This window comes from Flavobacterium sp. ZE23DGlu08, from assembly GCF_030505335.1.
In the GTDB taxonomy this organism is placed as follows: Bacteria; Bacteroidota; Bacteroidia; order Flavobacteriales; family Flavobacteriaceae; genus Flavobacterium; species Flavobacterium algoritolerans.
Genome location: NZ_CP130045.1, coordinates 2,182,599 through 2,199,555 on the forward strand (window position 1 = coordinate 2,182,599; position 16,957 = coordinate 2,199,555).

The following is a 16,957-nucleotide window of genomic DNA, read 5'->3' on the forward strand; positions in this document are numbered from 1 at the left end:
TGAAAAAATAACCGATGAACAGCGTGTTTTTTTGTAAATGTTGTGTTAAACTTTATTTTTCACTAAAATAACTGAATTTGTTAGCTACCTTTGCACTCGCAAAAAGGGAAGGGGTGGTTTCCTTCCTGATTTCATATAAATTTCATAGTTTATAGTTTTTTGGTTAGTTAATAGCATAAAAACTCAGTCATTATTTGACTGAGTTTTTTTGTTTTAATATATTTGGAACAAAATTTGCTATTAGAGTCAATAAATTGACGAATAAAGTAATGATGAAAAAAATAATACTATTCTTTGTAGTGATATTGACCGTAAGTTTTGATTCTCCAAAAGAGGATGCTTATGATGTGGGGGAGTGGTTTAAATTTCGAATTCATTATGGAATAGTAAATGCCGGCTATGCCACATTGGAAGTAAAAGACGCTACAGTAAATAACAGAAAGACGTTTCATGTCGTAGGTAGAGGATATACTACCGGAATGTCTCGATTTTTCTTTAAAGTAGATGACTTATACGAAAGCTATATTGATAAGGATACCAGAAATCCATACCAGTTTGTCCGAAAAATTAATGAAGGCGGGTATACTAAAAACCAAGAAGGCTTTTTTAATCAGTCTACAAATAAAGTCCTTGTCAAGGATTACAAGCATAAAACAGAGAAAACACTTTACGTTCCTAAAAACACACAAGACATTTTGTCTACTTTCTATTATCTAAGGAATTATCCTGGAATTGATAAGTTAAAAATAGGAGAGTCAGTTGCGATTGATATGTTTTTTGATGATGAAACTACTAAATTCAAGCTAAAGTTTATGGGTCGTGAAAATATTACCACTAAATTTGGGGCAGTGTCAACGATGGTTTTTAGACCTTTGGTACAATCGGGACGTGTTTTTAAAGAACAAGAAAGTCTTACCGTTTGGATTTCAGATGATGATAATAAATTACCAATCAGAATAAAAGCCAGCTTGGCAGTAGGTTCTATAAAAGCAGATATAGATGCATACAGAGGATTGAAGTATCCTTTTAAAACAAATAAATAATGAATAATATTGATAGTTCAGAAGCGATTTTAAAGGAAATTGAAATAAAATACCAAGCAATAAATCAAAAAACAGAGACGCAACTGGAAGGATTATTATGGTCAAAACCAATTACGTATTGGGATTATATACAAACAGATGCATTGTTAAATCTTCAAGTTCAAAGAACAACGCTTCCTGATGAAATGGTTTTTATTATGTACCATCAGGTGAATGAATTGATATTTAAGATGATACTTTGGGAAATGCGCCAAATTTCCTACTGTGAAAATATTCAAACTGATTTTTTCACTGAAAGATTAATGAGAATTAGCCGATATTTTGATATGCTAACGACTTCTTTCAGCATTATGGGAGACGGAATGGAAGTAGATCAATATATGAAATTTAGAAATACGCTAACTCCTGCCAGTGGTTTTCAAAGTGCGCAATACCGTTTAATAGAATTTTCTTCTACAGACCTAATAAATCTTATCGATCACCGTTATAGAGAGTCAATAGACAGGAATACGCCTTATGAATTTGCCTTAGAGCATTTGTATTGGCAAGCAGCCGGAAAAGATTATCATACGGGTAAAAAGTCTTTTCTACTGGAGGAATTCGAAAGAAAATATAAGAAGATGTTCCTGAATCATATGGAAGAATATAATACCATAAACATTTGGCAAAAATTCAAACAACTTCCAGATTTAGATCAAAAAAATCCAGAGTTAATTTTAGCGATGCGTCATTATGACCATACGGTAAATATTACTTGGGTAATGCAACATTTGAATACTGCAAAGAAATATATAGATCAGAGCGGTAAAGGTGATGGAGAAGCGACAGGAGGAAGTGACTGGAAAAAGTACATGCATCCAAAATACCAACGCAGGATATTTTTTCCGGAATTATGGTCGGCAGAAGAACTGGCGCATTGGGGAGAAGAAAAATAATTTGAATAAAAAAACATAGTTTGAAACAAGTATTATTAGCAATTATAGTATTATTTTCTTTGATTTCTTGTAATAAATCTGATGAGATTCTAGAAAAAGAAATTATTAAACCAGCAGTTAAAAAGATAGAGTTTGGGTTTAAATATTCTGATTTTAATGTTGTTCAGGATACTATAAAAAAGGGAGACACTTTTGGGACTTTACTAGAAGGACAAAATATTGGAGAGCGAGAAGTATATGATATTATCGCTAAAGTAAAAGATACTTTTGATGTGAGAACCATCAGAATAGATAAGCCTTTTACAATGCTTCGGTCAAAAAATAAGAAGAATGATTTACAGGTGTTTATCTATCAGCCGGATGCGTTAAACTATTATGTAGTTGATTTACGCGACACGGCTGTTGTTGCTTATAAAAAAACAAAACCCATTACGATTAAACGACGCACCATTGGTGGAGTTTTGAAAGAATCATTGTCAGAAACCTTAGGTAATGCTAAGATTGAAGGAGCTTTGGCAAGTAAAATTTCTAAAATTTACGCCTATTCCATCGATTTTATGAAACTCAAAAAAGGAGATCGTTTTGCGATAACTTTTACAGAGCGATTCATAAATGACACTGTTTATGACGGTGTGGAAGAACTGGAAGCTTCCTTTTTTGAATACAAGGGGAAAATTATTTATGCATTTCCTTTTGCCCAAAATCCAGACTCAGATAAAATAGAGTATTACGATGAAGATGGGAAAACGTTGAAAAATTTCTTTCTTAAGTCTCCAATAAAATTCAGCAGAATATCCTCTCGATTTTCAACCAGTAGATTTCATCCTGTTCAACACAGATGGAAAGCGCATAAAGGAACGGATTATGCAGCGCCACGCGGTACGCCAATTTCTGCAACGGCTGGCGGAGTTGTAGAGCAAAGTGGTTTTACTGCCGGAAACGGGAATTTTGTAAAAGTGAAACACAACGGAACCTATTCGACACAATACTTGCACATGTCTAAAATATTAGTGAGGCGCGGGCAACGTGTAAGTCAAGGACAGGTTATCGGTTTAGTGGGAAGCACAGGTTTGGCATCTGGCCCGCATGTATGTTATCGATTTTGGAAAAATGGTGTTCAGGTTGATGCTTTGCGATTAAAATTGCCTACCGGCGAACCCATGAGCGGAAGAAATAAAGAGCGATACATTAAAACGATAACTCCGTTAAAATTTCAATTGGATAGTGTTGCTAATTTATAATTCTGCAACTATAAATAAGTTGAAAAGACTTATTTGACAGCAAAATAGTAACACTTAGGTGATTGTGGGATGGTCACTATTTAGTGTTTTTCCTGCTAAATTGTTATATAATCGTAAACTCATTTAGCATTAAAACTAATTTCAGTATTTTTGCCAAATTCAAATAATACTACAAACTACCTAATAAATGGCTTTAAATACAATAAACCCAACAGAAACGAGCGCTTGGAAGAAACTTGAAATGCATTACAACGAAATGCAAAAAGCTTCAATGCAAGAATTATTTCAATTGGACGCAACCAGAACTGAAAAATTCAATTTGAAATGGAATGATTTTTTAATTGACTATTCAAAAAATATTATCACTCAAGAAACGCTTCAGTTATTATTAGAATTAGCGGATGAGGTGGGACTAAAAAGTGCTATTGCTGATTATTTTGATGGTGCAATAATCAATCAAACCGAAAATAGAGCGGTGCTTCATACCGCATTGCGAGCCAAAGAATCAGCAGTTATTAATGTTGATGGAGATAATGTGGTTTCTGAAGTTTATGAAGTAAAAAGTAAAATAAAAGCATTTACTAATGAAGTTACTTCGGGTGAAAGAACTGGTTACACGGGAAAACCGTTCACGGATGTTGTTAATATAGGTATTGGAGGTTCTGATTTAGGTCCTGCTATGGCTGTTGAGGCTTTACAATTTTATAAAAATCATCTTAACGTTCATTTTGTTTCAAATGTGGATGGCGATCATGTGAATGAGATTATAAAAAAATTAAATCCGGAAACGACTCTCTTTGTTATTGTTTCTAAAACATTTACAACACAAGAAACGCTTACTAATTCTGAAACTATCAGAAAATGGTTTTTAGAATCAGCTACTCAAGAAGATATTGCTAAACATTTTGTTGCGGTTTCAACCAATATCCAAAAAGTAACAGAGTTTGGGATAAATCCTGATAATGTATTCCCTATGTGGGATTGGGTTGGTGGAAGGTTCTCTTTGTGGAGTGCTGTTGGACTTACAATAAGCTTAGCTGTTGGATACGATAATTTTGATGAATTGTTGCAAGGAGCTAATGAAATGGATGAACATTTTAAAACAGCTGATTTCGACAAAAATATGCCGGTAACATTGGCTTTACTGAGCGTTTGGTATAATAATTTTTTTGGTGCCGAAAGTGAAGCTTTAATTCCTTACACACAATATTTGCAGAAATTAGCTCCTTATTTACAGCAAGGAACTATGGAAAGCAATGGTAAAAGTGTGGGTCGTGATGGAAAGCCGGTAAACTATCAAACAGGAACTATCATTTGGGGAGAACCTGGAACGAATGCTCAGCATGCATTTTTTCAGTTAATTCACCAAGGGACAAAATTAATTCCTGCAGATTTTATTGGGTTTATAACTCCTTTATATGGTGATAATGATCATCACGATAAACTAATGTCTAACTTTTTTGCACAAACGGAAGCGTTGATGCATGGAAAATCTGGAGAACAAGTTCAAGCTGAATTTGACAAACAAGGTATTTCAGAGGAGAAAGCCAAATTTCTTCTACCGTTTAAAGTTTTTACAGGTAATAAGCCTACGAATACTATTTTAATTCAGAAGTTAACCCCTAAAACTTTGGGTTCTTTGATTGCATTGTATGAGCATAAGATTTTTGTACAAGGAGTTATCTGGAATATCTTTAGTTTTGATCAATGGGGAGTTGAGTTGGGAAAACAATTGGCTAATTCTATTTTGGAGGAGATTAGTACAAAAACGGTTGATAATCATGACAGTTCCACAACTTTTTTACTGAATCATTTTTTGCTAAATAAGCAGTGTTGATTTTTGAAATTAATTCTTAAAAGTGTATGAATTTTTCCTAAGATTTCGGTTTCGCCCTTTTTTTTTAATAGTTTATAACTCTCAAAAGCTCTGATTTTATCTAAATCGGGGCTTTTTATGGATAAGTGACTCTGTTATAGTAGTTTTTAAAAATTATGTTATTTTTTTAATTTTGATTGTTGAAAATTATATGTGAATAATTCAATAAAAAACATTTATAGCTATTAAAAATTCAATTATTCGCTTGAAATTCAATTAAAAGTGTTTTAAGTGAAATGCTCAACTTAAAAATAATGCCATTCTTAACGTTGTGTTAACTTTTTAAAGTAAAAATGTTATATTTTTGCCAAATATTTTTAAACTAAACAAGAAACAAAAATGAAAAGAATTATTTTTATTTTGATTATTTTTTTATCAGCTGTAGGACATTCGCAGGTTACTAGTTCTGCTATGTCTGGTACTGTTAGATCAAATTCTGGAGAAACTCTTCCAGGTGCTTCAGTTGAGGTTAGACACAATCCAACTGGGACTAAATATTTTTCAACTACAGATTATAATGGAGGGTATGCTGTTCAAGGAATTAGACCAGGTGGTCCTTACACAGTAAAAGTAACTTATGTTGGCTATAAAACTACAGAAATTACAGAAATAAATGCGCCTCTTGGAAACAGCTTAACAGTAAATGTTGTTGTTGAAGAAGAATCTAATCTACTTAAAGAAGTAGTTGTAGTTTCAACAAAATCTAATGGAGCATTCAATAAAGGAAGAACAGGAGCTTCTCAACAGTTTTCTAATAGAGAGATTACTGCAGTTCCCGTAACAGGAGCTCGTTCAATAAATTCTATCACAAAATACAACGCTAATGCGGGTAGTAATGGTACTTTTGGAGGACAGGATTCAAGATTAAATAACTTTACTATTGATGGTTCTGTTTTTAACAATGGATTTGGTTTAGGAAGTGATTCACAAGCAGGAGGTAGAACAGGCTCAACAGCTATTTCTTTAGATGCTATCGAACAATTGCAAGTAAGTATTGCTCCTTATGATGTACGTCAATCAGGATTTTTAGGATCTGGAATAAATGCAGTTACTAAAAGTGGAACAAATGAAGTTGAGGGATCGGTTTATAATTCATTCAGAAGCAATAAAAAAGATTTTATTGGAACTAAAGCTGGAGATAATGTAATCGTTCCTGGGAAATTTGAAGAAAAAATTTGGGGAGCTAGAATAGGAGCGCCAATCATTAAAGACAAATTGTTTTTCTTTGGAAATTTTGAAACTTTAGAGAACATAAGCCCAGCAACTACTTGGACTTCTACAGGTTCGCCACAACCTAGTGCTCAGGTTTCTAGACCTACTTTTGAACAGATGCAAACTCTTTCTAATTTTTTACAAGACAAGTTTAACTATACAACTGGACCTTGGGAGAATTATGATTCTGAAAGGATTTCTAAAAAATTCTTAGGAAGAGTTGACTGGAATATTAATGATAATCATCAATTAACAGTTCGTTATGTACATCATGATTCTAATTCTGATGAATTGACTTCTAATTCTAATTCTTTAGGTTTTGGTAACAGAAGAACTAGTCCATTAGCAATGTCTTTCAAGAATAGTGGTTATGTGATACAAGACAACACTAGATCCGCTGTTTTAGAATTAAATAGTAAATTAAGTAATTCTTGGTATAATAACTTCATCGCAGGTTATGATAAACAAATAGAGGACAGAGCTTTACAAGGTGGTGGGTTGTTCCCAACTATTGATATATTAGATGGTGCTACAACAGCTATATCAGCTGGTTTAGATCCATTTACACAAGGGAATAAACTTTCTTATTCTACATTGCACTTTACAAATAATTTAACAAAAACAATAGGAAAACACTCTTTATTGTTTGGAGCTAATTTTGAGTATTTTAAATCAAGTAACTTGTTTTTCTCTGGATCTAATGGTGTTTATACTTTTAATTCATTGAATGATTTTTACGCTGCTGCTAATCAATCAGCTAACACAGGAGGTATTCCTTCAACAACTGCACTTCCGGCAAGATTACAATTTAGATATTCAGCTTTACCGGGTGCTCAAGAACCTTTGCAAATATTCAAGTCTAATAAACTTGATTTATATGTGCAAGATGAAATGAAATTAAGTGATAGATTTAAATTGACTGTAGGTCTTCGAGCAACATCAGTATGGTTTGCTGATACCGCTCTTGAAAACCCGGCAGTTACTGCATTAACGTTTGCTCAAGGAGAAAAATTCAATACAGGGGATATGCCTGATACACAATATTTATTTGAGCCTAGAGTTGGTTTTAACTTAGACTTAAATGGAGATTCATCTACGCTTCTTCGTGGAGGTAGTGGTGTATTTACAGGAAGAGCACCATCTGTTTACTTGTCTAATGCTATTGGAAACAATGGAGTTCTTACTGGCTTTGTTGATGTTAGTGGTACGGCTTTAGCTAATGGAGGATATGGATTTACTCCTAATCCTAATGATTATTTTATTCCTGAAACTCCAACTCTTCCTACAACTTTTGAATTGGCTTTCTCAGACAAAAAATTTAAGTTCCCGCAAGTATGGAAAACTAACATTGCAGTTGATCAAAAACTTCCTTTTGGTTTTGTAGCAACTGTTGAAGGTATTTTTCAAAGAAACATAAACGCTATCGATTATTATAATGCTAATTTTGATGCTCCAGTAGGAACTTTCAGTGGTCCAGATAAGAGACCAAGATATGCTCGTACAGACGCAGGTGTTCGTGTAAATGATAATGTTTCTAGTGCAGTTGTTTTAACTAATACTGATAAAGGAACTTTTTATTCTACAACTTTTAAATTAGAGTATCCTTACAAAAAAGGTCTTTGGGGATCTTTTGCATACACACACTCTAGCGCTAATGATTTATTATCTCCTGGCTCTATTGCATCTGGTTCTTGGACCGGTGCTAGATCTGTAAATGGAAATAATGACTTACCACTAGCATTGTCTAACAATAATACGCCACACAGATTAGTTGGTATTTTAGGATACAAAATCGAATACGGTAAAAATGTAGGAGCTGCAACTTCAATCAACTTAGGATATATTGGTGAGCAAGCTGGACCATTTTCTTACTCTTATGGAGGTGATATGAATGGAGACAGAGTAAACAATAATGATTTGATATATGTTCCTAATAGAGCAAGTGAAATTCGTTTTCAATCACTTTCTGTTACTAATGGAACTGTTGTGACTACATACACTGAAGCTCAACAACAAGCTGCTTACGATGCTTACATTAATCAAGATAAGTATCTTTCTACAAGAAGAGGACAATATGCTCAGAGAAACGGAGGAGTCTTACCTATGTTGCATAGACTAGATTTATCAGCAACTCAAGATTTTTATATTACTATTGCTGGTAAAAAGAATAATTTCCAGTTCAGAGCTGACATCTTAAACTTTACTAATTTTATTAATAAAGATTGGGGTATTTCCCAAAGAGTTACTAATGCAAACGTTTTAAATTATAGAACTACTACTGCAAATGTACCTTTTTATCAATTGGCAACTCAGGTAGAGCCTAATGGAAGCAGAGTCTTAATCAAAGACACTTTCCAGAAAAATGCATCAACTTTTGATGTTTGGCAAGCACAATTTACACTTAGATATATTTTCGGTAAATAGTCTAAAAAAATAAAAAAAATGAAAAACCACGCTTAAAAGCGTGGTTTTTTTATGTCTTTTTTTCTTATATTTGTTAAAACAAAAACAGTATTTATGTCCGATTTCATTCAAAAATTCCATTCAGGGTGGGCTTATTTAGCACTATTAGTATTAGTGATTGCAGTGATTAATTCCGTTATCGGGATGACTTCTAAAAAAGATTTTACTTCAAAAGACCGGAAAATTGCATTGTTTGCTTTAATAGCCATACACACTCAATTACTAGTTGGTTTTATTTTATATTTCGTCTCTCCTAACGGATTAGATATGATAAAAGCATTAGGAATGGGTGGGTTAACAACTGAAAGTAGGTTACTGGCTTTAGAACATCCTTTAATAAATATTATTGCAATTGTTTTAATCACTATAGGTTGGTCCAAGCATAAAAAATTATTAACTAGTGAATCAAAATTCAAAACTTTCTCTATTTTTTATGGTTTAGGATTAGTACTTATTTTAAGTAGGATTCCATGGAAAATTTGGTTTTAAAAACCAATTAAAGCTCTAGAAATAGGGCTTTTTTTATCTAGGTATGGTTTTTGTAAAATAGATTTAACTAATACGATATATATGAAAAAAGCAATAACATTATTTTTTTTACTTGCAATTATTAGCTTAGTCAGCAGCCAAAGTTCAATCATAGAAAAACAAAAAGCAGCAACTCAAAAAGATACCCTCAAGAAAGGTAAAGCAACTATTGAATTAGATGAAAACAAAATAGATTCTTTAATAACCTCATTAGGAAAATTTAAAATCTACAAAAAGGAAGCACATGCGTCTTATTATGCTGATAAATTTAATGGAAAACGGACTACAAGCGGTAGAAAATTTGATAATAATAAATATACTGCAGCACACAAAAAACTCCCTTTTGGCACAAAGGTAAAAGTGACTAATGAAAAGAATGGAAAATCCGTAATTGTGGAAATTACCGATAGAGGACCATTTGTAAAATCTAGAGAAATTGATCTTTCAAAACGAGCATTTATGGATATAGCCTCTAATAAAAGTAGTGGAGGAATGCAAGTGACAATAGCGGTATTAAGTAATTAAATCACCAATTTTTGTATGGATTAGTGCTTAAATAAGCATTATAATAGCGATTGATATTTGTCACTTCTTCACCTAGCCAACTTGGTTTCTCAAAAGTTTCCGTTTCAGAATCAAGCTCAATTTCAGCGACAATCAAGCCTTCATTTTCGCCATAAAATTCATCAACCTCAAAAATATGTTCGCCTCGTTTTATCTCAAAACGGGTTTTATCAATAACACCTTTCTCGCATAACAATAGTAATTCCTTTGCTTCAGCAACAGGAATTTCTTTTTCCCACTCAAAACGGGACATGCCGGAATCATTCGAAATACCTTTTATCGTCAAATATCCTTTGCTGCCTTTTATGCGTACTCGCACCGTACGTTCTGGTGCAGAACTCAAATACCCTTGCGCAATATGATTTTGTGCGAAAGCTTCAGCTTTGAATGAATCGTTTAAAACCAAAAATTTTCTTTCTATTTCAATCATTTTTTATAAATATTTTGGAGCTTTATCCAGCTATTCGTTTCAATTTCTCAATCATAAAACTTTTTTTCTATTTTTAAAAAAGAAGCTTCTTGGGTCGCTCTTTTTTAAAAAGAAAAATAGTTTTTTTCAATCGAAGATTTCCACTTCTATCTGGGCTAATCCAGAAACTCAAAGGTATCAAATATTTCTATTTCTCATGCTTTAATATCTTCCGTTAAGATTGTATAATCAAAAACAATAGTCTTAATTATACCATGAATTAGTTTTCGAGCGAATACATTTTAGTACCTTAATTGTGTATAAAGGATAGTTTGCATCTAGTTTAACAGTTATTTTATGAATAAGTTAATGGAAGTTATTGCGTCGATTTGTATTTTTACAAAAACCGAATGAATTTTAATATGCCAATTTTCAAAGTAAAATCTAAGCCAACACCTGCAACACTACTGATTAAGTTTTTTGGAGAAAGCCAATCCTGGCGTGAAACAGAGGATAACTTAGAACCTTTAATCGAATTAATCAGGCTGATTAGACCTTTGAAAATTAAAAATCTGGAAACGGTTGATTTACAGGAAATCATTTCTTTTTTCAACGAAAATGATTCTTGCAGAGAACAATTTTCAATCTATCTGAAAGAAATAGTAAAAGACAAAAAATTCAATAAAATACTTTCTGACGCAGCTATTCTGCAGGATGTAGACTTTATTTTTGAAGTCAAAAAAAGAATATTCGCTAAATTTTTACCCTACCAGCCTCAAAAAGATACTTTAGAATACATACTGAATCAGGTTTTCCATTTAGCCAATGATACCATTTGGATTAACAAAATTCCATCAAGTCAATTGGAAGAATTATACGGACTTTTAAAATTTAAATCAATTTATGAAAGTGTTGAACCGAATTCTGTTTTGTCGGAAGTATTAGTTGCAATGGATTTAATCACGCAACGCATTAGTGGCCGAGCCTTGGAAACGGATGTTATCAAAATGGTGCCAGAATTTGATGATTACGAAAGTCCTTTTACAGCTTTTGAAAAGGAATTATTCCTAATTGAAGACAGAATCAGAAATTCCGAAAACCATTTTATTAAGTCTGATGATTTATCCTATGCTCAGGTATTAGTTTTGCATAAGCAATGTGAAGACTTTGTGGAGAAAGCATTTCATAACAGTTCAAAATATGGCATTTCGCTTCGTGTAAATCAGAATTTATTAAAAATTAGACAGCAATTAGTTCGGCTTAAGTTTTTAATTTCGTTATTGATTATAGAAAAATGGACTGATAAAAAAAACAATGGAATTGCATTGGCTCTCCACTTAATTAAGTACAATTGCTATAAGAATAATGTCAGGAAGTTTATTGGCGAAAGCACCCAACTCATTTCCTATGAAATAACGCAACATACAGCTAAAACCGGTGAACATTATATTACTGAAAGCCGTAAGGAGTATTTTAAAATGTTTAGAACTGCTTTAGGAGGAGGATTTATAGTAGGGATTTTATGCATTATTAAAGTTTTGCTTTCTAAAGCTGATACCAGTTTTTTTGGGCATGCTTTTCTTTACAGCATGAATTATGCTTTTGGATTTATTGCCATTTATCTTTTAGGTTTTACGCTGGCGACAAAACAACCGGCCATGACAGCTTCAGCTTTAATAAAAGCATTGGAGGAAGGTGTTATAAAAAAAGGGAAAGATGCTGAAAAATATAAAGCTTTTGCTATTCTTTTTGCACGTGTATTTCGTTCTCAGTTTATCGCTTTTGTGGGGAATGTAATCATGGCTTTTCCGGTTTCGCTACTTGGAATCTGGGCTATTGATTATGCGTTTCAGTATAACATTGCTGCAACTAAATGGGAAGGGTTACTTATTGATTTGAGTCCTATTCACTCGTTAGCCATACTTCATGCAGCTATTGCCGGAGTGTTTTTATTTTTATCAGGAATCATCTCCGGAAGTATTGCAAACAGGGACAAACACAATCAAGTGTATTTCCGAATTACAGAACATCCTTTGCTGAAAAGGAGTTTTGGAAAAGAAAGAACGGTTAAATTAGCTAAATTATATAGAAAAAGATGGGCTGGGATTATTTCAAATTTCTGGTTTGGAATATTCATGGGAAGTACTGCCTCTATAGGTTTGTTTTTAGGATTGAATCTTGATATTCGACACATCACTTTTGGAAGCGGAAACTTGGCTTTGGCGCTTTATGGTGCGAATTATGCTGTGAGTAACTCTATGTTATTCTGGGGTATTTTTGGGATTGGTATTATAGGATTGGTTAACTTTATAGTAAGTTTTAGTCTTTCACTAGGGCTTGCATTTCGTTCTAGAGCTATTTCATTATTCGAATTGCGATTTGTCACAGTTTCCATTTGGAATCATTTCAAGTCAAGGCCCATTAGTTTCTTTTTTCCAACAGAAAAGAAAAATAAATCGGAAGTTGTAGAAAACTATTTACATGTGGAAGATCAAAAATAATTTTTAGCGTTACTAAATCATTCGAAAAAACAGTGCATATTCAACCAGTTTAGATGCAGGAATTAATTCCAAATAGAAAAATCATACACGTTGACATGGACGCTTTCTATGCTTCAGTAGAGCAAATGGATAATCCATTATTGCGTGGGAAGCCTATTGCTGTAGGTGGCTCAGAAAATCGTGGCGTTGTTGCTGCGGCAAGTTATGAAGCCAGAAAATTTGGAGTTCGAAGCGCTATTAGTGGCGTTATGGCCAAAAAAAATTGTCCGGAACTTATTTTTGTACGACCACGTTTTGACAGATACAAGGAAATTTCGAGTAAAATTCAAAAGATTTTTTATGAATATACGGACTTAGTTGAGCCATTGTCGCTTGACGAAGCGTATTTAGACGTAACCAATAATAAAAAAGGGAATCCCAGTGCTACGTTATTGGCACAGGAAATAAGACAGCGTATTTTTGACGAAGTGGGCTTGACAGCTTCGGCAGGAATATCAGTGAATAAGTTTGTGGCTAAAATTGCCAGTGATTACAACAAACCCAATGGTCAGAAAACCGTGAATCCGGATGAAGTTATTTCGTTCTTGGAAGAATTGCCTATTCGAAAATTTCATGGTGTTGGAAAAGTAACCACCGAAAAAATGTACCAACTGGGTATTTTTACGGGAGTGGAATTGAAAAGCAAAACATTGGAATTCCTGGAGAAGCATTTCGGGAAATCGGGAAGCTTTTATTACAATGTTGTAAGAGGAATTCATAACAGCGAAGTGAAATCAAACCGAATTACAAAATCAGTTGCTGCCGAACATACTTTTGACGTTAATCTGTCTTCAGAAATTTTCATGATTGAGAAATTAGAGGTTATTGCCGCTGCATTGGAAAAAAGATTAAAAAGATACAATGTAGCCGGTAAAACAATTACTTTAAAAATAAAATACAGTGATTTTACACAACAAACTCGAAGTAAAACGTTGCCTTATTTTATTTCAGATAAAGGTTTGATTGTAGAAATTGTAAAGGAGTTGTTGTATCAAGAACGCATGAAGGATTCTGTGCGATTACTTGGAATTTCACTCAGTAATTTAAACACTGAAGAGAAAAAGTTTGTTGTTGTGCAGTTAAAATTTGATTTTTGATAAGCTAATTCACTCGTTGAACAATGGTTAAAGTCTGGAATATGTTGTTTTCTTTTTATAAATAAAATTATATTTGGTTTTAAATACAAAAGGGTATGAATAATTTTAGACAATATGAAGAGGCTATTGCCAAGTATCACAACGGTTTAAGTGTAAAGACGGTTCCCGTTTCATCTTGGAATTTCCATAATGATTTTTTAGGATTGATGAAGAATATCTTTGTGGATTTAAGCAAGTTGCATGCGTTATCTTCTCAAAATAAATGGATTCAAAATAATTGGGATTTAAAAACTCGATTGAGGGAAGAGGTAATAATTTTGACAGATACTAAATTGAATATTGTTTTTGCATCGCATAATATGATAAAGATGAATGGTTATGTTGAAGCAGAAGTTTTAGGTAAAAACCCAAAGATTTTTCAAGGTGATGCAACCGATTTAACAGTTTCGAGCGAAATACGTACTGCTATATCGCTTCAAAAACCTTTTGAAAAAACGGTGATGAATTATAAAAAAAATGGAGATGTTTATGCCTGTTTGATAAAAGGATTTCCAGTCTTCAATACAAAAGGGCAATTAAGCCACTACATAGCTTTTGAGAAAGCGGCATAAAAGAGAAAACCTTTCCAATTTGGAAAGGTTTTCTCTTTTATAAACTTGTGATGATTTTAATTTTTACTGTTCAATTTAGACAGCAATCTTAAAAACTCGATATACAACCAAACTAGTGTAATCATTAATCCCATTGCGCCATACCATTCCATGTATTTTGGCATTTTCTGTTCGGCTCCTTTTTCTATTCGGTCAAAATCTAAAAACAAATTTAAAGCGGCAACCACAATAACAAAAATACTGATTCCAATGCTCATCATTGAGTTTCCATAATGCACGGGAACAAAGCTCGTAAACATAGAAAATACCCAAGATATAAGGTAATACGTTGCTATAGCAAGTGTCGCTGCCACAATAACCGATTTGAATTGCTCTGTTACTTTTACAATTTTATATTTATACAATCCCAAGCAAACCATAAAAGTAACAAAAGTTGCACCTACTGCCTGAATCACGATTCCAGGATACATTGCTTCAAATATTGCTGAAATTCCACCAATAAATAGTCCTTCGAACAGAGCATATCCCGGAGCTAAATATGGAGAGTATTGTGGTTTGAAAGCAGAAATAAGCACTAAAACTAATCCAACAATAGCACCGCCAATTGCAGGAACCATCGGATTCATTCCGTTGAAAGCCAACCACCAGATTACTGTTGCAGAAGCGGTAAGGAGTAAAAACAAGATTAAACTTTTATTGATGGTGCCAGACAAAGTCATCTCATCGTTATATTCAATGATAGTAGCTTGATGTACTTCGTCATTTTTTGAAACTGCAGTTGAAAAAGTTTTGTTGTTTAAAAATGGATTTTTAGAATTAAAACTCATAATTTGTAGGGTTATTTGTTGTTCAAATATAAATTTTATTTTGCAGATGATTGTTTAAATAGTCTTAAAATTTTTTCAAAGGAAAATCCTATTACATTGATTGATGCATAAAAAAATCCGTCTTATTTCGTTTTAAAACGAGACAAGACGGATAAGTATTTTAGGTAGTTTTAAACTATTCTATTTCGGATACTCTCAAGGTGTTAACCATTCCTTTATCTTTAATTGGCATTGCTGCTAAATTGATAAGGAAATCTCCTTTTTGTACAAAACCTTTTTGTTTTACAATTTCGTTTATGTCAGTTACGGTATCATCCGTGCTTACATCTTTAGAGTACATGAAAGATTTTACACCCCATAATAAATTAAGTTGTGTAAGGATTCTTTTATTAGAGGTAAAAACTAAAATATGTGCATTAGGTCTCCAAGCCGAAATTTGGAAAGCAGTATAACCACTATTTGTCAATGTACAGATAGCTTTTGCTTTGATAACGTTAGCCATAGTTGCAGCATGGTGACAAATTGTTTTAGTGATAAAACGTTTTGTTTTAATTTGTGGTGTGTTTTGTGGTACTTGAATTAGCGGAGAATCTTCTACTGCTTCAATGATTTGAGTCATTTTTTGGATAACTTGAACAGGATAATTTCCAGTAGCAGTTTCTCCAGAAAGCATTACAGCATCTGCACCATCCATAACTGAGTTCGCAACATCATTTACTTCTGCACGGGTTGGCGTCAAGCTTGTGATCATTGTTTCCATCATTTGCGTAGCAACGATAACAGGAATACGAGCTGTTTTAGCTCTACGAATCAATTCTTTTTGAACTAAAGGTACTTCGTGTGCAGGAAGTTCAACTCCTAAATCTCCACGAGCAACCATTAATGCATCACAATACGCAACAATTTTGTCAATATTTTCTAATGCTTCTGGCATTTCTATTTTGGCAACAATTGGAATTTTATATTCAGAATGTTGTGCAATTAATTCCTGTAAATCTTGTAAGTCTCTTGGTGTTTTCACAAAAGATAGTGCAATCCAATCAACGTTTTGTCCAATGGCAAAAATAGCATCTGCTATATCTTTCTCAGTCATTGCAGGAAGAGAAATTTTTGTATTAGGCAGATTTACTCCTTTTTTAGATTTCAATTCACCACCTTGAATCACTCTTGCTATAACTTCTGATTTTTTATCAGTTTCAACGATTTCAAAGATAAGTTTTCCATCATCAAGCAAAATTCTTTCTCCAGGATTTACATCATTTGGAAAGTTTTGGTATTTCATGAATACTTTCTTTGCTGTCCCAAGAATGTCTTCGGCAGTCGTAAATGTAATTAAATCACCATCATGTACTACTACACCTTCTTCCATAACTCCTACGCGAAGTTTAGGTCCTTGTAAATCACCTAGGATTGCAGTTGTATAGCCAAATTCTTCATTAAGACCTCGTATGATATTAATTTTTTCTTTTACATCATTGTAGTCAGCATGTGAAAAATTCACTCTAAATACATTTACACCGGCATCAATCATGTCTTTTATGATTTCTCTTGTACTACATGCGGGCCCAAGTGTGGCTACAATTTTTGTTTTTTTGTTTGTAAGCATTTGTA

Annotated in this window: 13 protein-coding genes; 10 read left to right on the forward strand and 3 right to left on the reverse strand. The window is 33.2% G+C overall.

What is annotated here, in order from left to right:
• Positions 1–272 precede the first annotated feature (272 nt).
• The 7 genes from Q1W72_RS09505 (at position 273) to Q1W72_RS09535 (ending at position 9,823) form a co-directional block, all read left to right on the forward strand.
• Entirely contained in the window at positions 273–1,043 is a 771-nt protein-coding gene (locus Q1W72_RS09505; RefSeq protein ID WP_302137935.1) for a DUF3108 domain-containing protein, read from the forward strand.
• Entirely contained in the window at positions 1,043–1,978 is a 936-nt protein-coding gene (locus Q1W72_RS09510; RefSeq protein WP_099714117.1) for a tryptophan 2,3-dioxygenase family protein, read from the forward strand. Before Q1W72_RS09505 ends, Q1W72_RS09510 begins: the two co-directional genes overlap by 1 nt.
• Positions 1,979–1,998: 20 nt before the next feature.
• Entirely contained in the window at positions 1,999–3,219 is a 1,221-nt protein-coding gene (locus Q1W72_RS09515; RefSeq protein ID WP_099714118.1) for a peptidoglycan DD-metalloendopeptidase family protein, read from the forward strand.
• Between the two features lie 187 nt (positions 3,220–3,406).
• Positions 3,407–5,056, forward strand: a complete 1,650-nt coding sequence (pgi, locus tag Q1W72_RS09520) for a glucose-6-phosphate isomerase (protein ID WP_302134920.1) — start codon at positions 3,407–3,409, stop codon at positions 5,054–5,056.
• A 378-nt stretch (positions 5,057–5,434) separates the two neighbouring features.
• Entirely contained in the window at positions 5,435–8,731 is a 3,297-nt protein-coding gene (locus Q1W72_RS09525) for a TonB-dependent receptor (protein ID WP_302134922.1), read from the forward strand.
• Positions 8,732–8,824: 93 nt separating this feature from the next.
• Complete coding sequence (locus Q1W72_RS09530) at positions 8,825–9,259, forward strand: hypothetical protein (RefSeq protein WP_302134924.1); 435 nt, start codon at positions 8,825–8,827, stop codon at positions 9,257–9,259.
• 81 nt (positions 9,260–9,340) lie between these two features.
• Positions 9,341–9,823 (forward strand): septal ring lytic transglycosylase RlpA family protein, encoded by a 483-nt coding sequence (locus tag Q1W72_RS09535; RefSeq protein WP_302134926.1) that lies wholly within the window; start codon positions 9,341–9,343, stop codon positions 9,821–9,823.
• 1 nt (position 9,824) lies between these two features.
• On the opposite strand, the gene Q1W72_RS09540 is transcribed toward Q1W72_RS09535, so the two are convergent.
• Complete coding sequence (locus Q1W72_RS09540; protein WP_302134928.1) at positions 9,825–10,292, reverse strand: CYTH domain-containing protein; 468 nt, start codon at positions 10,290–10,292, stop codon at positions 9,825–9,827.
• Between the two features lie 389 nt (positions 10,293–10,681).
• On the opposite strand from Q1W72_RS09540, the gene Q1W72_RS09545 reads away from it, so the two are divergent.
• The 3 genes from Q1W72_RS09545 to Q1W72_RS09555 all read left to right on the forward strand — a co-directional run bounded on the left by Q1W72_RS09545 (position 10,682) and on the right by Q1W72_RS09555 (position 14,519).
• Positions 10,682–12,772 carry a recombinase gene (locus Q1W72_RS09545; protein ID WP_302134930.1) on the forward strand — a complete coding sequence of 697 codons (2,091 nt, stop codon included), beginning with the start codon at positions 10,682–10,684 and terminating at the stop codon, positions 12,770–12,772.
• Between the two features lie 53 nt (positions 12,773–12,825).
• The gene (gene dinB / locus Q1W72_RS09550; RefSeq protein WP_302134931.1) at positions 12,826–13,908 is read left to right on the forward strand and encodes a DNA polymerase IV; all 1,083 of its coding nucleotides are present in this window, start codon (positions 12,826–12,828) and stop codon (positions 13,906–13,908) included.
• A 95-nt stretch (positions 13,909–14,003) separates the two neighbouring features.
• The gene (locus Q1W72_RS09555; protein ID WP_302134933.1) at positions 14,004–14,519 is read left to right on the forward strand and encodes a PAS domain-containing protein; all 516 of its coding nucleotides are present in this window, start codon (positions 14,004–14,006) and stop codon (positions 14,517–14,519) included.
• A 56-nt stretch (positions 14,520–14,575) separates the two neighbouring features.
• Here the strand turns inward: Q1W72_RS09555 and Q1W72_RS09560 are convergent, their stop codons facing one another.
• Both Q1W72_RS09560 and pyk read right to left on the reverse strand, forming a co-directional pair.
• Positions 14,576–15,346, reverse strand: coding sequence for a Bax inhibitor-1/YccA family protein (locus tag Q1W72_RS09560; protein ID WP_302134935.1), 771 nt, complete (start codon positions 15,344–15,346; stop codon positions 14,576–14,578).
• A 175-nt stretch (positions 15,347–15,521) separates the two neighbouring features.
• Positions 15,522–16,952 carry a pyruvate kinase gene (gene pyk, locus Q1W72_RS09565; protein WP_121343008.1) on the reverse strand — a complete coding sequence of 477 codons (1,431 nt, stop codon included), beginning with the start codon at positions 16,950–16,952 and terminating at the stop codon, positions 15,522–15,524.
• Positions 16,953–16,957 lie beyond the last annotated feature (5 nt).